15 protein-coding genes are annotated in these 14,020 nt (G+C 72.6%); 10 read left to right on the top strand and 5 right to left on the bottom strand.

The window, feature by feature from the left end:
- Positions 1-39: 39 nt before the first annotated feature.
- The 4 genes from O9K63_RS13000 (at position 40) to O9K63_RS12985 (ending at position 3,108) form a co-directional block, all read left to right on the top strand.
- Positions 40-549 carry a GyrI-like domain-containing protein gene (locus tag O9K63_RS13000; RefSeq protein ID WP_277238459.1) on the top strand — a complete coding sequence of 170 codons (510 nt, stop codon included), beginning with the start codon at positions 40-42 and terminating at the stop codon, positions 547-549.
- 21 nt (positions 550-570) lie between these two features.
- Positions 571-1,794 (top strand): thiolase family protein, encoded by a 1,224-nt coding sequence (locus O9K63_RS12995; RefSeq protein WP_277238457.1) that lies wholly within the window; start codon positions 571-573, stop codon positions 1,792-1,794.
- On the top strand, positions 1,794-2,543 hold the full coding sequence (locus tag O9K63_RS12990; RefSeq protein ID WP_277238455.1) for an enoyl-CoA hydratase/isomerase family protein: 750 nt from the start codon (positions 1,794-1,796) through the stop codon (positions 2,541-2,543). The genes O9K63_RS12995 and O9K63_RS12990 overlap by 1 nt, the downstream gene beginning before the upstream one ends.
- Before the next feature lie 97 nt (positions 2,544-2,640).
- The gene (locus O9K63_RS12985) at positions 2,641-3,108 is read left to right on the top strand and encodes an aminoacyl-tRNA deacylase (protein ID WP_277238454.1); all 468 of its coding nucleotides are present in this window, start codon (positions 2,641-2,643) and stop codon (positions 3,106-3,108) included.
- A gap of 18 nt (positions 3,109-3,126) precedes the next feature.
- Here O9K63_RS12985 and O9K63_RS12980 read toward each other — a convergent pair whose 3' ends face one another.
- Positions 3,127-3,885 carry an SDR family NAD(P)-dependent oxidoreductase gene (locus O9K63_RS12980; protein WP_277238452.1) on the bottom strand — a complete coding sequence of 253 codons (759 nt, stop codon included), beginning with the start codon at positions 3,883-3,885 and terminating at the stop codon, positions 3,127-3,129.
- A 114-nt stretch (positions 3,886-3,999) separates the two neighbouring features.
- On the opposite strand from O9K63_RS12980, the gene O9K63_RS12975 reads away from it, so the two are divergent.
- From O9K63_RS12975 to O9K63_RS12960, 4 genes are all read left to right on the top strand, one after another.
- Entirely contained in the window at positions 4,000-4,947 is a 948-nt protein-coding gene (locus O9K63_RS12975) for a 5,10-methylenetetrahydrofolate reductase (RefSeq protein ID WP_277238450.1), read from the top strand.
- A gap of 33 nt (positions 4,948-4,980) precedes the next feature.
- Positions 4,981-5,820 (top strand): SMP-30/gluconolactonase/LRE family protein, encoded by an 840-nt coding sequence (locus O9K63_RS12970; protein WP_277238449.1) that lies wholly within the window; start codon positions 4,981-4,983, stop codon positions 5,818-5,820.
- 67 nt (positions 5,821-5,887) lie between these two features.
- Positions 5,888-7,057, top strand: a complete 1,170-nt coding sequence (locus O9K63_RS12965) for an LLM class flavin-dependent oxidoreductase (RefSeq protein ID WP_277238448.1) — start codon at positions 5,888-5,890, stop codon at positions 7,055-7,057.
- On the top strand, positions 7,054-7,695 hold the full coding sequence (locus tag O9K63_RS12960; RefSeq protein WP_277238446.1) for an FMN reductase: 642 nt from the start codon (positions 7,054-7,056) through the stop codon (positions 7,693-7,695). The genes O9K63_RS12965 and O9K63_RS12960 overlap by 4 nt, the downstream gene beginning before the upstream one ends.
- Before the next feature lie 342 nt (positions 7,696-8,037).
- Here the strand turns inward: O9K63_RS12960 and O9K63_RS12955 are convergent, their stop codons facing one another.
- On the bottom strand, positions 8,038-9,522 hold the full coding sequence (locus O9K63_RS12955; RefSeq protein ID WP_277238444.1) for a hypothetical protein: 1,485 nt from the start codon (positions 9,520-9,522) through the stop codon (positions 8,038-8,040).
- A gap of 125 nt (positions 9,523-9,647) precedes the next feature.
- Positions 9,648-10,568, bottom strand: coding sequence for an NAD(P)H-dependent flavin oxidoreductase (locus tag O9K63_RS12950; protein ID WP_277238443.1), 921 nt, complete (start codon positions 10,566-10,568; stop codon positions 9,648-9,650).
- 40 nt (positions 10,569-10,608) lie between these two features.
- On the opposite strand from O9K63_RS12950, the gene O9K63_RS12945 reads away from it, so the two are divergent.
- Both O9K63_RS12945 and O9K63_RS12940 read left to right on the top strand, forming a co-directional pair.
- The gene (locus O9K63_RS12945) at positions 10,609-11,280 is read left to right on the top strand and encodes a peptidylprolyl isomerase (RefSeq protein WP_277238441.1); all 672 of its coding nucleotides are present in this window, start codon (positions 10,609-10,611) and stop codon (positions 11,278-11,280) included.
- Positions 11,281-11,283: 3 nt separating this feature from the next.
- A complete protein-coding gene (locus O9K63_RS12940) occupies positions 11,284-11,619 on the top strand; it encodes an MGMT family protein (protein WP_277238440.1) in 336 nt (111 codons plus the stop codon).
- Positions 11,620-11,757: 138 nt separating this feature from the next.
- On the opposite strand, the gene O9K63_RS12935 is transcribed toward O9K63_RS12940, so the two are convergent.
- Together O9K63_RS12935 and O9K63_RS12930 are read right to left on the bottom strand one after the other, a co-directional pair.
- Entirely contained in the window at positions 11,758-13,263 is a 1,506-nt protein-coding gene (locus O9K63_RS12935) for a DHA2 family efflux MFS transporter permease subunit (protein ID WP_277238438.1), read from the bottom strand.
- Between the two features lie 46 nt (positions 13,264-13,309).
- The gene (locus O9K63_RS12930; protein ID WP_277238436.1) at positions 13,310-13,912 is read right to left on the bottom strand and encodes a nucleotidyltransferase family protein; all 603 of its coding nucleotides are present in this window, start codon (positions 13,910-13,912) and stop codon (positions 13,310-13,312) included.
- Between the last annotated feature and the right edge of the window lie 108 nt (positions 13,913-14,020).

Genomic DNA, 14,020 nt, shown 5'->3' with positions numbered 1-14,020 from the left:
GCGGACGACCATGCCGGACCCCGACGACAGGAGCATGCCGTGACCGAGCCCAGCTACCTCGCCGAGCCACACACCGAGGTCACCTACCTCGACGCCGAGGAGACGCCGACCGTCGTGCGCGTCACCGAGGGGGTCGCGCCGCACGAGATGGGCGGGATCTTCGACGAGACCTTCTCCGCCCTGGTTCCGGGGCTCACGGAGTTCGACGTGACCGCGACCGGCCCCGCCTTCTCGCTGCACCACCGCAACCCCGGGGCGACGATGACCTTCGACCTCGGATTCCCGGTGGACAAGGTGCTCAACGGCGAGCTCGAGGCGGGCGGCATCACCTTCTACGCCTCGACGCTGCCCGCCGGACGGATCGCGACCATCTCGTACTTCGGCGGCTACGACGGACTGGGACAGGCCTGGCAGGAGTTCATGGAGACGGTCGCGCGTGCCGGGCACCAACCGCAGCTGCCGTTCTGGGAGATCTACGTGACCGAGCCGGGACCCGACGTGGACCCGAGCACCCTGCGCACGGACCTGGTGACGCTCCTGGCCCGCTGAGGCTCGAGGGGATCGGGTGGGATGGAATGCTGGGGAGGAGACCCCCTTCCCCGACCAACGGAGAGAGACATCGTGGAGAAGATCGTCGTCGTCGACGGAGCCCGGACCCCCACCGGCAGCTTCGGCGGCATGTTCAAGGACGTCCCCGGCTACGAGCTCGGAGCGATCGCCGGCCGCGAGGCCCTGGCCCGCGCCGGGGTGGCCGGTGAGGACATCTCCGAGGTGGTCATGGGCTGCATCGGCCAGGTCGGCCCGGACGCCTACAACGCCCGCCGGGTCGCCGTCACCGCCGGCCTGCCCACCAACGTCCCCGCCTTCACCGTCAACCGTCTCTGCGGCTCCGGCCTGCAGGCCATCTGGTCCGCCGCGCAGGAGATGCGGTGGAACGACCTCGACTTCACCCTCGCGGGTGGCGACGAGTCGATGACGCGGATGCCGTTCTACGACTTCGGTGCCCGCAACGGCTACAAGCTGGGCAACCGGGCGCTCGAGGACGGCACCGTCCTCATGCTCACCGACCCCTTCCACGACATCCACATGGGTGTCACCGCGGAGAACGTCGCGACGAAGTACGGCGTCTCCCGCGAGGAGCAGGACGAGTTCGCGCTCGAGTCGCAGCGTCGTGCCGCGACCCCCGAGGCGCGGGCCGCCTTCGCCGAGGAGATCACGGCCGTCGAGGTCGGGGGCCGCAAGCCCTTCACCGCCGACACGGACGAGCACCCCAAGCCGGACACCACCCTGGAGACCCTGGCGAAGCTGCGTCCGGCCTTCAGCAAGGACGGCACGGTCACCGCCGGCAACGCCTCCGGCATCAACGACGGCGCCGGAGCCGTCGTGCTCGGCCGTGAGTCCGCCGTCAAGGAGCGCGGCCTGACCGGGCTCGTCAGCCTCGAGGCGGTCACCACGGCCGCCATGGAGCCGGAGCTCATGGGCTACGCGCCGACGCACGCGCTCAAGGCGCTCTTCGCGAAGACGGGGCTGCAGCCCTCGGATGTCGGCGTCATCGAGCTCAACGAGGCCTTCGCCTCCCAGGCCGTCGCCGTCATCCGCGACACCGGCCTGGACCCGGCGCGGGTCAACCCCTACGGCGGGGCCATCGCGCTCGGCCACCCCGTCGGTGCGACCGGCGCCATCCTCACCGTGCGCGCCGCCAAGCACATGGTGCGCAACGACCTCGAGTACGGCATCGTCACCATGTGCATCGGTGGGGGCCAGGCCCTCGCCGCACTCTTCAGGAGGGTCTGATGACAGAAGTCACCTACACCGTCGCGGACGGGATCGCTCACATCGAGCTCAACCGTCCCGAGTCCGCCAACACGATCGACATGCCGCTCGCAGTCGCGCTCGGGGAGGCGGCGACCAACGCAGCCGAGGACGACGCGGTGCGTGCCGTGGTCCTCAGCGGGGCCGGCGCACGGTTCTGCGGCGGGGGCGACGTCGCTGCCTTCGCCGGCGAGGAGGAGCCGAGCGGCTACGTCCGCGAGCTCGCCCAGACGGCGGACTCGGCCGTGCAGACGCTCGAGTCGATGGCCAAGCCGGTCGTCGCCGCCGTGCAGGGAGCCGTCGCGGGCGGCGGCCTGGGCATCATGCTCGCCGCCGACGTCATCATCGCCGCGGAGGGCACGAAGTTCGTCTTCGCCTACCCGAACATCGGGCTGTCCCCCGACTGCGGGGCCTCGGGGTCACTGCCCCGCGTCCTCGGGCAGCAGCGGGCGCTGGCCTTCGCGCTGCTCGGCGCGCCGATGTCGACCGCGCAGGCGCTCGAGCAGGGCCTGGTGACGGAGGTCGCCGCGGACCCGGGTGTCCGGGCGCGCGAGATCGCCGGGATGTGGGTCGCGGGCGCGTCCGAGGCCTACGGCCGGGCCCGCAGCCTGATCCGCGCGAGCGCGGACCTCATCCGCGAGGAGGTCGGCCAGGACGAGGCGAACATGATCAGCTGGCTGTCGATGAACCCCGAGACGCGCGAGCGCTTCACGCAGTTCCTGTCGCGCTGACCGCTGCGCACCGGGTGGTGGACCGGCGCTCCATGGGTGGATCCATGAGGCACTCGTCCACCACCCGGTGCGCTGCGCGGGTCCTACGCTAGGGCCCATGGATGGTGAGACCCGGGCGACACAGGCCCTCAGGGACAGCGGTATGGAGTACACGATCACCCGGCACGGGAAGGTCGGCTCCCTCGAGGAGGCCGCCGCGGCCCGCGGTGTCGAGCCCGCGGACATCATCAAGACGCTCGTCGTGCGCCGGGGCGAGGACGACCACCTCTTCGTCCTCGTCCCCGGCGACCGGCAGATCTCCTGGCCGAAGCTGCGTGCCCACCTCGACGTGAACCGGCTGTCCTTGCCGGACAAGGACGTCGCCCGCGAGGTGACCGGCTACGAGAGGGGCACGATCACCCCCTTCGGGTCGCTGACGCAGCTGCCGGTCATCGCCGACAGCTCCATGGCCGGCCGGATCGTCTCCATCGGGGCCGGCGCTCACGGGGTCGCGGCCACCGTCGACGCCGACGCGGCCATCATCCGCCTCGGCGCGGACGTCGCCGACGTCACCGACCCCGCCTGAGGGCCGCGCGACCCCCGATCAGCGCGGGGCCATCCGCAGCGCGCCGTCCATGCGCACGACCTCGCCGTTGAGGTAGTCCTGCTCGACGAGCGACATCGCCAGGCGGGCGTACTCGTCCGGGCGGGCCAGGCGCTTCGGGAAGGGCACGCCGGCGGCCAGCCCCTCGCGGAACTCCTCCGACACCGTCGCGAGCATCGGCGTCTCGACGATGCCCGGCGCGATCGTCAGCACGCGGATGCCGTGCTGGGCGAGGTCGCGGGCCGCGGGCAGGGTCAGGCCGATGATGCCGGCCTTGCTCGATGCGTAGGCCGCCTGGCCGATCTGGCCCTCGTAGCCGGCGATGGAGGCGGTGTTGATGATGACGCCGCGGGCATCGTCGGCCAGCGGCTCGGTCTTCGCGATCTGCTCCGCCGCGAGGGTGAGCACGTTGAAGGAGCCGACGAGGTTGATCTGGACGACCTTGGCGTAGAAGTCGAGGTCGTGCGGGCCCTTGCGGCCGAGGATGCGCATCGACGGACCGATGCCGGCGCAGTTGACGACGGTGCGAAGGGGGATCCCGGCGCCCGCCGCAGTGGCCACGGCCTCGCGCACCTGCGCCTGGTCGGTCACGTCCACCTCGACGTACTCCACGCCGTCGATGGCGGGCGCGGCGGCGATGGCGTCCGCCAGGTCGAAGGCGAAGACCGACGCGCCCTGCTCCGCGAGCGCCGCTGCGGTGGCCGCGCCCAGCCCGGAGGCGCCTCCGGTGACGATCGCGGCGGTGTCCTTGACCTGCATGTCCGTGCTCCTTGTGTCCGTGTGGTGCGTTCGGGGCGAGCCTAACCGTGGCCCCGGGGCACGGTTGCGAGACGGGACGACGCGGGTGCGGCCACGGGGGTTAACGTGCCCCACATGCAGGATCAGCACCGCACCCTCGTTCCGGCCGCCTTCCCCGCACCGGCCCGCAACCCGCGCGAGGTCCTGCTCTTCGGCCTGACTCCCCCGCGCGCCGACACCACGCCCGAGCGCGTCACCGAGATCGCCGAGCGCACCCTCGCCCGGGTCGACGCCCTGCCGGTCGACGCGCTGGTGATCTACGACATCACCGACGAGGCGGACCGCAACCCGCAGCCGCGCCCCTTCCCGTTCGTCGAGATGCTCGACCCGGCGACCTACCTCTCGGACGGCCTGATGGGGTGGGACAAGCCGGCCGTCGTCTACCGCTACGTCGGCAAGTACTCCCCGGACGAGCTGCGCAGCTGGCTGCAGACGGCGCCCGACAACGTCATGACGGTCTTCGTCGGCTCCTCGAGCAGCGACGCCACCGTCCGCACGAGCCTGCCGCAGGCCGTGGAGATCCACCACGAGACCCGTCCCGAGCTGCCCCTGGGGGCGGTGACCATCCCCGAGCGGCACATCGGGCGCGGCGACGAGCACCAGCGCCTGCTGCGCAAGCAGCAGGGCGGCTCGCAGTTCTTCATCAGCCAGATCGTCTACGACATCGGCGCCGCCAAGAACCTCGCCTCGGACTACCGCTACGCCGCCCGCGACAGCGGCGTCGAGGTCGCTCCCCTCATCTTCACCCTCTCCCTGTGCGGCTCGGCGAAGACGCTGTCCTTCCTCGAGTGGCTCGGGGTCGAGGTGCCGCACTGGGTGCGCAACGAGATCCTGCACACCGACGACCCGCTCGACTGGTCCCGCCAGCAGGCGCTCATCGCCGCCCGGGACCTCGCCGGCTTCTGCCGCTACCTGGGCATCCCCTTCGGCTTCAACGTCGAGTCCGTCTCCAGCCGCAGGGTGGAGATCGAGGCGGCGGTGGCCCTCACCCACGAGATCGCCGAGCTGCTCGAGCGGGACTGACCGCAGCCGTCCATCGGCGCTAGCCTCGGTGGTATGCGGGCCGAACGCCTCACCGATGCCGTCGCCCACCACGCCGAGGGGCCGTGCTGGTGGCCGGGCTGGGGCGGCCTGCGCTGGGTCGACATGACCGCCGGCGACGTCCTGCACCTGAGCGACTCCGGCGAGGTGGGCCGCACCCACGTCGGTGACGTCGCGGCGATGATCCGACCCCGTACCGTCGGGGGTGCGGTCATCGCACTCGAGCGCGGCCTGGGGTTCGCGGACGAGGACTGGCGGGTGGACCCCCTTCGCCCCATGTGGAGCACCGACGCCGTCCGGATGAACGAGGGCGGGGTCGCGCCCGACGGCAGCCTCTACGTCGGGTCGATGGCCTACGACCAGGCGAAGGGCGCCGCCCGCCTCTACCGCGTGCGTCCCGATGGCCGCGTGGAGACCGCGCTGGAGTCGGTGACGGTGTCCAACGGCATCGACTTCGCCCCCGACTGCAGCCGCGCCTACTACAACGACACCCCGACCGGGCGGATCACGGTCTTCGACTGGTCACCGGAGGGCGGTCTGGAGCAGGGACGGGTGTTCGCGGAGGTGGACGGCTTCCCCGACGGCCTCACCGTCGATGGCGAAGGGGGCGTGTGGACGGCCGTCTTCGGCGGCAGCCGGGTCGAGCGCCGGGCTCCGGACGGGTCCCGCGACGCGGTGGTCGAGGTCGGCGCGCGGCAGGTGACGGCGTGCACCTTCGGCGGAGCGGATCTTGACCGGCTGTACATCACGACCTCCCGCGAGGGGCTCGACGAGGACGACGACCCCGCGGCCGGGTCGCTCTTCGTCGTCCGACCGGGTGTGCGGGGGAAGGCGGTGACTCCCTTCGCGGGGTGAGGGGAATGCATCCGTGACCTCGTGCTGTTAGCATAGTTGACGATTCAATAAGGCATTGGAGGAAGCAATGCAGTTCGGACTCTTCTCCGTCGGCGACGTGACGATGGACCCCACGACCGGCCGCACGCCGAGCGAGGGCGAGCGCATCTCCGCCATGACGCAGATCGCGCTGAAGGCCGAGGAGGTCGGGCTCGACGTCTTCGCCACCGGTGAGCACCACAACCCGCCCTTCGTGCCGTCCGCGCCCACCACGCACCTGGCCTTCATCGCCGCGCAGACGCAGCACCTGAAGCTCTCGACCGCGACCACGCTCATCACGACGACGGACCCGGTGCGCATCGCCGAGGACTACTCCTTCCTGCAGCACCTGTCGGGCGGGCGGATCGACCTGATGATGGGCCGCGGCAACACCGGCCCGGTGTACCCGTGGTTCGGCAAGGACATCCGCCAGGGCATCCCGCTGGCGATCGAGAACTACCACCTGCTCCGCCGCCTGTGGCGGGAGAAGAACGTCACCTGGAAGGGCCAGTTCCGCACGCCCCTGCAGGGGTTCACCACCTCGCCCTTCCCGTTGGACGACACCCCGCCCTTCGTGTGGCACGGCTCGATCCGCTCCACGGAGATCGCCGAGCAGGCCGCCTTCTACGGCGACGGGTTCTTCCACAACAACATCTTCTGGAACATGGAGCACACCGCCCAGATGGTGGACCTGTACCGCCGTCGCTTCGAGCACTACGGGCACGGCTCCGCCGACCAGGCGATCGTCGGGCTCGGCGGCCAGGCCTTCATGGCCGGGACCGAGGCCGAGGCCAAGCGCCGCTTCCGCCCCTACTTCGACAACGCGCCGGTCTACGGGCACGGGCCGTCGCTGGAGGACTTCACCGCGCAGACCCCGCTGACCGTCGGCACCCCCGAGATGGTCATCGAGCGCACCCTGTCCTTCGCCGACTCCGTCGGTGACTACCAGCGCCAGCTCTTCCTCATGGACCACGCGGGCCTGCCGCTCGAGATGGTCCTGGAGCAGGTCGAGATGCTCGGCGCGGAGGTCGTCCCGGTGCTGCGCGCGGAGTTCGAGCGCCGCCGCCCCGAGCACGTGCCCAGCGAGCCGCCGACGCACGCATCGCTCGTCGCGCAGGGCCCGGACGGCCCGCACCGCCGGGTCGTCTCGTCTCCGGTCGCCATCGCCCGCGAGGAGGAGAAGGCCGAGCGCGAGCAGGCGAAGGCGGGCGCCCGATGAGCCGCAGCCTCCTCGTCATCAGCGCCGGGCTCTCCGAGCCCTCCAGCACCCGCCTGCTCGCCGACCAGCTCGCCGACGCCACCCGTGCGGCGGTCGGCGGGCGGGGCGAGTCGGCGCAGGTCGAGACGATCGAGCTGCGCGAGCTCGCCGTCGAGATGGCGCAGACCCTCGTCTCCGGCAACCGGCCGACGCCCGGCATGGTCGACGCGAGGAAGAAGATCGCCGCCGCGGACGGGATTATCGCGGTCACGCCGGTCTTCACGGCCAGCTACTCCGGGCTGTTCAAGACCTTCGTCGACCTGCTCGACCCGGACTCGCTCACCGGCAAGCCGGTGCTCCTCGCGGCGACGGCCGGCAGCCCCCGGCACAGCCTCGTGCTCGAGCACGCGATGCGTCCGCTCTTCGCGTACCTGCGGGCGGTCGTCGTGCCGACCGCGGTCTTCGCCGCCACCGAGGACTTCGGCGGTGACATCGGCCTCGAGCGCCGCGTGCACCGTGCCGCCGGCGAGCTGGCCACCCTCGTCGTCGCCGAGCGCACCGGGGTCGCCGGCTTCGCGCCCACGGGCGAGGAGGACGTCGAGCCCCTCGGGCCGGTCACCGACTTCTCCGAGCTGCTGCGCGGGCACGACGGGGGCTGAGCCCCGACCGGGTTCGCTGCACGGCCCCCGGAGGGCGCGGCCCGGGTGGTCGTGGCCCGGGGCCAACCCCGCCCCGGGTGCGGGTCGTGGAGGGGATCCGCAGACGGCACTCAGGGTGATCCCAGCCGAGCGGGGCAGACTTCCTGGCAGAGCACGCGACGAAGGTTTACCTGTTCCTCCTACGTCGTCGTCGTTCGCAGTTGGCCCCGCCACCGACCCTGGGGTGGTGGGTCCGACACACGTCGGATGTAGCCCTGTGGGCCGGCCCGCCACCCAGGCGGTCGCCGGCGCACGGGGCTACATCCATGTCGGGCTGCGGCGGGCCCGCCCGCAGGAGCCGGCTCAGCTCCGCCGCAGGCGTCGTGCGAAGGACCCGGGCAGACCTGCGACGGCCGCGACACCAAGCACCGCCTTCGGCTCGTAGCCCACGCGCCACAGCCCGCCGTGGGCCGCGGCCTCGCTGAAGAGCTCCTCGGGGTGCGCGCGCACCGGCGCCTCCCGCACGAGGTCGCGCACGAGCAGCGCCGCCATGAGCGGCCGGACCGTCTCCGGGCGGAAGACCTCGACCCCGAAGTGGTGCGCCCCGCGGTACGCCGCACCGAGCACCGGGTTCTTCGTCACCGAGCGCGTCCACGTGGCCGGTGCGACGTTGAAGGAGACCCGCTGCCCCGCGCCCTCGGCGGCCACCCCGCGCCACCGCTGCAGCCGCTTGGCGATCGCGTAGTTCGGTCCCTGCTGCGGCACGAGCACGTCCGCGATCCCCGGCTGCCCCTCGTGGGCGTCCCGGTAGGCGGGGGCGAAGAGCCTGCCCCGGCCCAGGGCTCGCAGAGGCGCCTGGGCGGACGCGATGGTCAGGCCCCGCGAGTCCCAGCGGGCACGGGCGGCCTCGACGACCTCCGACGGCACGACGAAGGCGTCGGTCGGCGTGGCCAGCCACCCGAGCGCGGTCTCGGCGTCGTCGGCGGTCAGCTCGTCCATGAGCAGGTCCATCGCGGCACTGACGCGCACGTGCACCCCGGAGTCGGCGTAGGCGTGCATCCCGACGGCGAGGGGGTCATCACCCCGCTCGCGCCGGATCCACTCGAGCACCTGCCCGGGCTGGTGGACGACGTCGGCGCCGGAGTCACCGGACCCGTCCACGGGGAAGGTCAGCGTGCCGGCGCCACGGGTGGCCAGGCCCTTCTTGTGCCGCCAGGCACGGCTGCGGGGCAGGTCGATCGCCATGACGTCGGCACCCCAGGACAGGAGCGACTCCAGCGGCCCCATCTCCGCGCCGGCCCCGACGAGCAGCACCCGCCGGCCGGGCAGCGTCAGCCACTCCGGGTGGTCGATGACCTCCCCCACCGCAGTGGCGAAGGAGGGCTCGACGATCTGCCGGTCGACCCAGGACGCCAGCTGCCCGCGCAGCTCCTCGCCCTTGAGCACCCGACCGTCGAGCGGGACCCGCAGGGTGGTCTCCGGGGCGGCGGTGCCGCGCACGGTCTCGGTGCCGAAGGGGGCCGCACCGGCGGGCATCGTCGGCCTCGCCTCGTCGAGGGGCACCTCGGTGGACCCGTCGACGAGGACCATCCGGCGACGCATCGAGGCCAGGCCGTCGGTGGCGATCCGCGCGGCGCGGTCGGCGGAGCCGGCGCTGGCGGCGGTCACCGCGTGGACGAGGTCGACATAGTCCTTGCGCCACTCGCGGGAGCCGTCGATGCGCTCGGCCAAGGCCGCGTCGACGCCGCGCACGGAGTCGGCGAGGACCCCCCTCGTCGTCGTGGTCGTGGACCGTCTGCCCTGGTCGTCGGCCGGGAAGTGGACACCCGCGGAGGTCTCGTCGCTCATGGCCCCATCCTTGTGTCAGCGCTCACACGGGAGCAAGTTTCACCACGGGCCACCGCAGCTGCTTGGGCTCCTGCGAACACCTCCCGCAACTGCTTGGGCTCCTGCGAACTCCGGTGCGAGAACGGTCAGGGCCGCGGGGTCAGGGCGGAGACCACGTCGGCCGCGTCGACCTCCGCGCCGAGCCGGTCGACGCGGACGCCGGCGTAGAGCGGCGTGTACGCGGTGTCCCCCTCCGCCATGCCCGTGGCGTGCTCGGCGCGGGCCTCCTGCGTCATCTCGTCCTCGCGCCCGGCCCAGGCCTCGACGAAGTCCGTCGCCACCGCCCGGCCACCGAACTCCCGCGGCCAGTCCAGGCCCTGGGCGACATCGTGGACGCGGGAGTACCTCGTGTACGCCGCCCTGCCGATCGCGGTCCGCGCCGCGTGCGGGCTGTCCGCCTCACGGCAGGTGAGGAAGGCCGTGCCGCACCACGCCCCGGACGCCCCCGCGCCCATCACCCGGGAGACGTCGGCCGCGTCCGCGATGCCGCCGGCCGCGAGGACCGGCCGGTCGGTCTCCTGCAGCGCGAGCGCGAGGATCTCCTCGGTGGCCATCTCGTTGCGGCCGTGTCCGCCCCCTTCGCCCCCACGGGCCACGACGACGTCCGCGCCGGCTGCCGCGGCCGCGGCGAGGTCCGCGGCGTTGCCGACCTGGCAGGCCACGGCGAACCCGGCCTCCCGCAGCACCCGGGTCGGCTCCTCGAGCCCACCGAAGGAGAGCGACACCAGCGCCGGCCGGGAGTCACCCTCGAGCGCGAGGATCGTCTCGAGCTGGGTGCGCAGGTGCGGCACCCAGGCCATCACCCCGATGCCGAAGGGGGTGGCCCCCTCCCCCGCGATCGCCGCCTGCTCACGGATCCAGTCGGGCGAGGAGCTGCCGCGGGTGCCGATCATCCCGAGCCCACCGGCGCTGGAGACCGCGTGGGCGAGGCGGCCCCCGGCGACGCCGGCCATGGGTGCCAGGACGATCGGGGTGGCGATGCCGAAGGTGTCGGTGAAGGCGCTCATGCCCCCATGATGCGCCCGGGCCCCCTCCTACACTCACCCCATGACCCCTCGCCTGCTCCCCCTCGTCGCTGCTGCCGCCCTCGTCCTCACCGGGTGCAGCGGGTCCGGGAACGAGGACGGCGGCGGCACCGGCGGCGGTGGCGGTGGCAGCAGCACTGGCGCCACCGAGTGCCCGCCGGCCGACGGCAGCGCGGAGCGGGTCACGCAGTTCGAGCAGGCGCCGCCGATGTGCATCGACGAGTCGACGGACTACACGGCGACGCTGACCACCGACGCCGGCGACATCGAGGTCGACCTGCTCGAGGGGAAGGCCCCGAGGACGGTCAACAACTTCGTCGTCCTGGCGCGCTACCACTACTACGACGGGCTGACCTTCCACCGCGTCATCCAGGACTTCATGGCCCAGGGCGGCGACCCCTCCGGTGACGGCAGCGGCGGGCCGGGCTACCAGTTCGACGACGAGCTGCCCGAGGCCGGTGAGTACGAGGTCGGGTCGGTCGCGATGGCCAACGCCGGCCCGGACACCAACGGCTCGCAGTTCTTCATCGTCACCGGCGAGGCGGGCGTGGGCCTGCCGCCGAACTACAGCCTCTTCGGCACGGTCACGGACGGGATGGACGTCGTCGAGACGATCGAGGCGGACGGCTCGACCGGCGAGGGCCCACCGGAGACCGTCCACACCATCGAGAGCGTGACGATCACCGAGGAGTGAGCCGTGGACGAGGTCCTGGTGGAGAAGGTGCTGCGTGCGGTCGAGCTCGTCCCGTCCGGACGCGTCATCTCATACGGCGACATCGCCGCCCTCGTCGGCACCGGGCCGCGGCACGTCGGCACGATCCTGCGCGAGTACGGCAGCGGCGTCGCCTGGTGGCGGGTGGTCAACGCCGCCGGTGACCCACCGAAGCACAAGCGGCAGAAGGCCTTCGACCACTGGCGCGACGAGGACATCCCGATCAAGCCGAACGGCCTGGGCTGCCGGATCGCCGAGCAGCGCGTCGACCTCGAGGAGCTCGCGCGGGCGCACGGCGAAGCGGTTGCCGACCTGCGCTGAGGTCCCGTGGTGCCGCGGACGACGGAACGCGGCGGGCCTTGGCGCACCGTCCGCACGACTTCCGTATCCATGTCACCTCGGCCCGAAGTGCGGACGGTGGCCTGAGTCGGCCCACCCCGTCCCGCCGTTCGCTCTCCCTCACCTCGGGCGGGTGTGGCGCATCTGCTCCAGGGCCACGGCGGCGAGGGCGCCGATGACGAGGACACCCGCGGGCAGCAGCATCGACTCGGCGAAGGCGACCGACAGGGACTCGGCGACCTGCGGTGGGAGGCCGGAGCCCCCCTTCGCCGCCGCGCCCTCGGCCCCGCCGGCGAACTGCTCCGCGGCTCCCGGACCCAGGTGCACGGCGATCCGGGCCGACATGACCGCGGCGATGGCCGCCGAGCCGATGACCGCCCCGACCTGCCGGGTCGCGTTGTAGATCCCCGCTCCCGCGCCGGCCTGGTGCAGCGGGAGGTTGCGGTTGGCGGTCGTCGCGAGCGGGCCCCAGACGCAGGCTCCGGTGATGCCGATGAAGGCGACGGCGACGAGGACCGCCCACAGCGGGGAGTCCGGTGTCATCAGGGCGGCGAGGACGAAGAGGGTGACCGCGAAGCCGCCGAGCCCGAGCGTGGGCAGCACCCGCGGGTGGATCCGGTCGACGAGGTGGCCGACCCGGCGCGCGAGCACGATCGAGGCGATCGCCTGCGGTGCGATGACCACGGCCGCGCCGGTCGGTGTGAACCCGCGCACCGTCTGCAGCCAGACGAGGAGCGGGAACATCATCGCGGTGACGGCCAGGCTCATCATCGTGATGGCGACGTTCGACAGGGAGAAGTTGCGGTCGGTGAAGAGGGTGAGCGGCACGAGCGGCTCCTCCGGCCCGCGCGCCTGCCAGCCGATGAAGACGGCGAGCACGAGGACCCCGGCGCCGATGAGCACCGGGACGGTGACCGGTCCGACGATGCTGCCCCAGTCGTGGCCCTCGCCCTCCTGCAGCCCGAAGATCACCAGGAAGAGCCCGACCGCGGAGAGCACGACCCCGACCCAGTCCATCGCGTGCGCGTGGGTGCGCAGGGAGGGCACGAGGCGCACGGCCATGACCAGGCCGATGACACCGACGGGGACGTTGATGAAGAAGATCCACTCCCACCCCAGCGTGTCGAGGAGCAGGCCACCGAGCAGCGGGCCGACGAGGAAGGCGACGCCCGCGGTGGCGCCCCACAGGGCCATGGCCGACCCCCGGCGATCCGGTGGGAAGGTCCGGGTGATCACGGCCATCGTCTGCGGGGTCATCAGCGAGGCGCCCAGGCCCTGCACGACCCGCGCGCCGACGAGCCAGTGGATCGTCGGGCTGAGCCCGCAGGCGAGCGAGGCGAGGGTGAAGACGGTCAGGCCGACGAGGTAGACGCGCTTGGGCCCGTAGCGGTCGCCGAAGCGCCCGGTGATCAGCAGCGGTACCGCGTAGGCGAGCAGGTAGGCGCTCGTCACCCACAGCACCGGCTCGATCCCCGCCTCGAAGGACGACATCAGCGCCGGCGTCGCGATCGAGACGATCGAGACGTCGACGAGGATCATGAAGAAGCCGATGACCAGCGCCCACAGCGCGGGCCACGGGTTGTCCGGCAGCGGCTCCGGTGCCGTGCGCACCGTGCTGTCCGTCATGGGCACGACGGTAGCCGGGCGAAGGGGGGTCCCCCGCCACCGCCGGTCAGTCCCGGGCGTCGGGGGCGTCGGGGGTGTCGGGGGTGTCGACGACCGGGGTGTCGACGTCGTGTCCGGTGGCGAGGTCGCCGCACTCGACCTCGTGTGCGTGCTGAGCCCGCAGGTAGGCGCCGGCACCGCGGTCGCCGACGAGCCGTGCGAGCAGGGGCGCCCAGTGGTCCCGGCCGATGAGCGCCGGGTGGCCGGGGACGCCGTCGTAGACGGCGCGGCGCAGATCGGCCGGGGCGGCCCCCTTCGCCAGGAGACGGCGGGGGACGTCCGCAGCGACGTCGGGCAGGTCGACGAGGTGGACGAGCACGGCGTCGACGTCCGGGCGGGCGGTCAGATGGCGCAGGCCGTGGGCGAGCGAGGCGCCGATCCCCTCGTCCCAGTCGGCGCAGAGCAGGTGCGGCACGTCGGGGACGAGCTCGGCAGCCCGGCCCCCGCAGGCGCCGAGGACGACGGTGACGTCCGCGCACCCGCCGTCACGGAGCACGTCGACGGCCCGGGCGAGCCACGAGGTGCCGTCCGGGTCGGTCTTGAGCGCCTTGGGCATCCCCATCCGGCGCCCCGCCCCCGCCGCGAGGACGAGCCCGCTCACGTTCGCCATGGGCGCCAGCGTAGGTCGCCCCCGGATACGAACTACTGCAGGCAGTACCCCGTATCGCGTGCAGTACCTCGAACTACTGCAGACGATACGTACTGCGGCCTGCAGAAG

It is taken from the genome of Janibacter cremeus, assembly GCF_029395675.1.
In the GTDB taxonomy this organism is placed as follows: Bacteria; Actinomycetota; Actinomycetes; order Actinomycetales; family Dermatophilaceae; genus Janibacter; species Janibacter cremeus_A.
The sequence above is the reverse complement of the archived record's forward strand: the minus strand, read 5'-3'. Positions and strand labels throughout refer to the sequence as shown.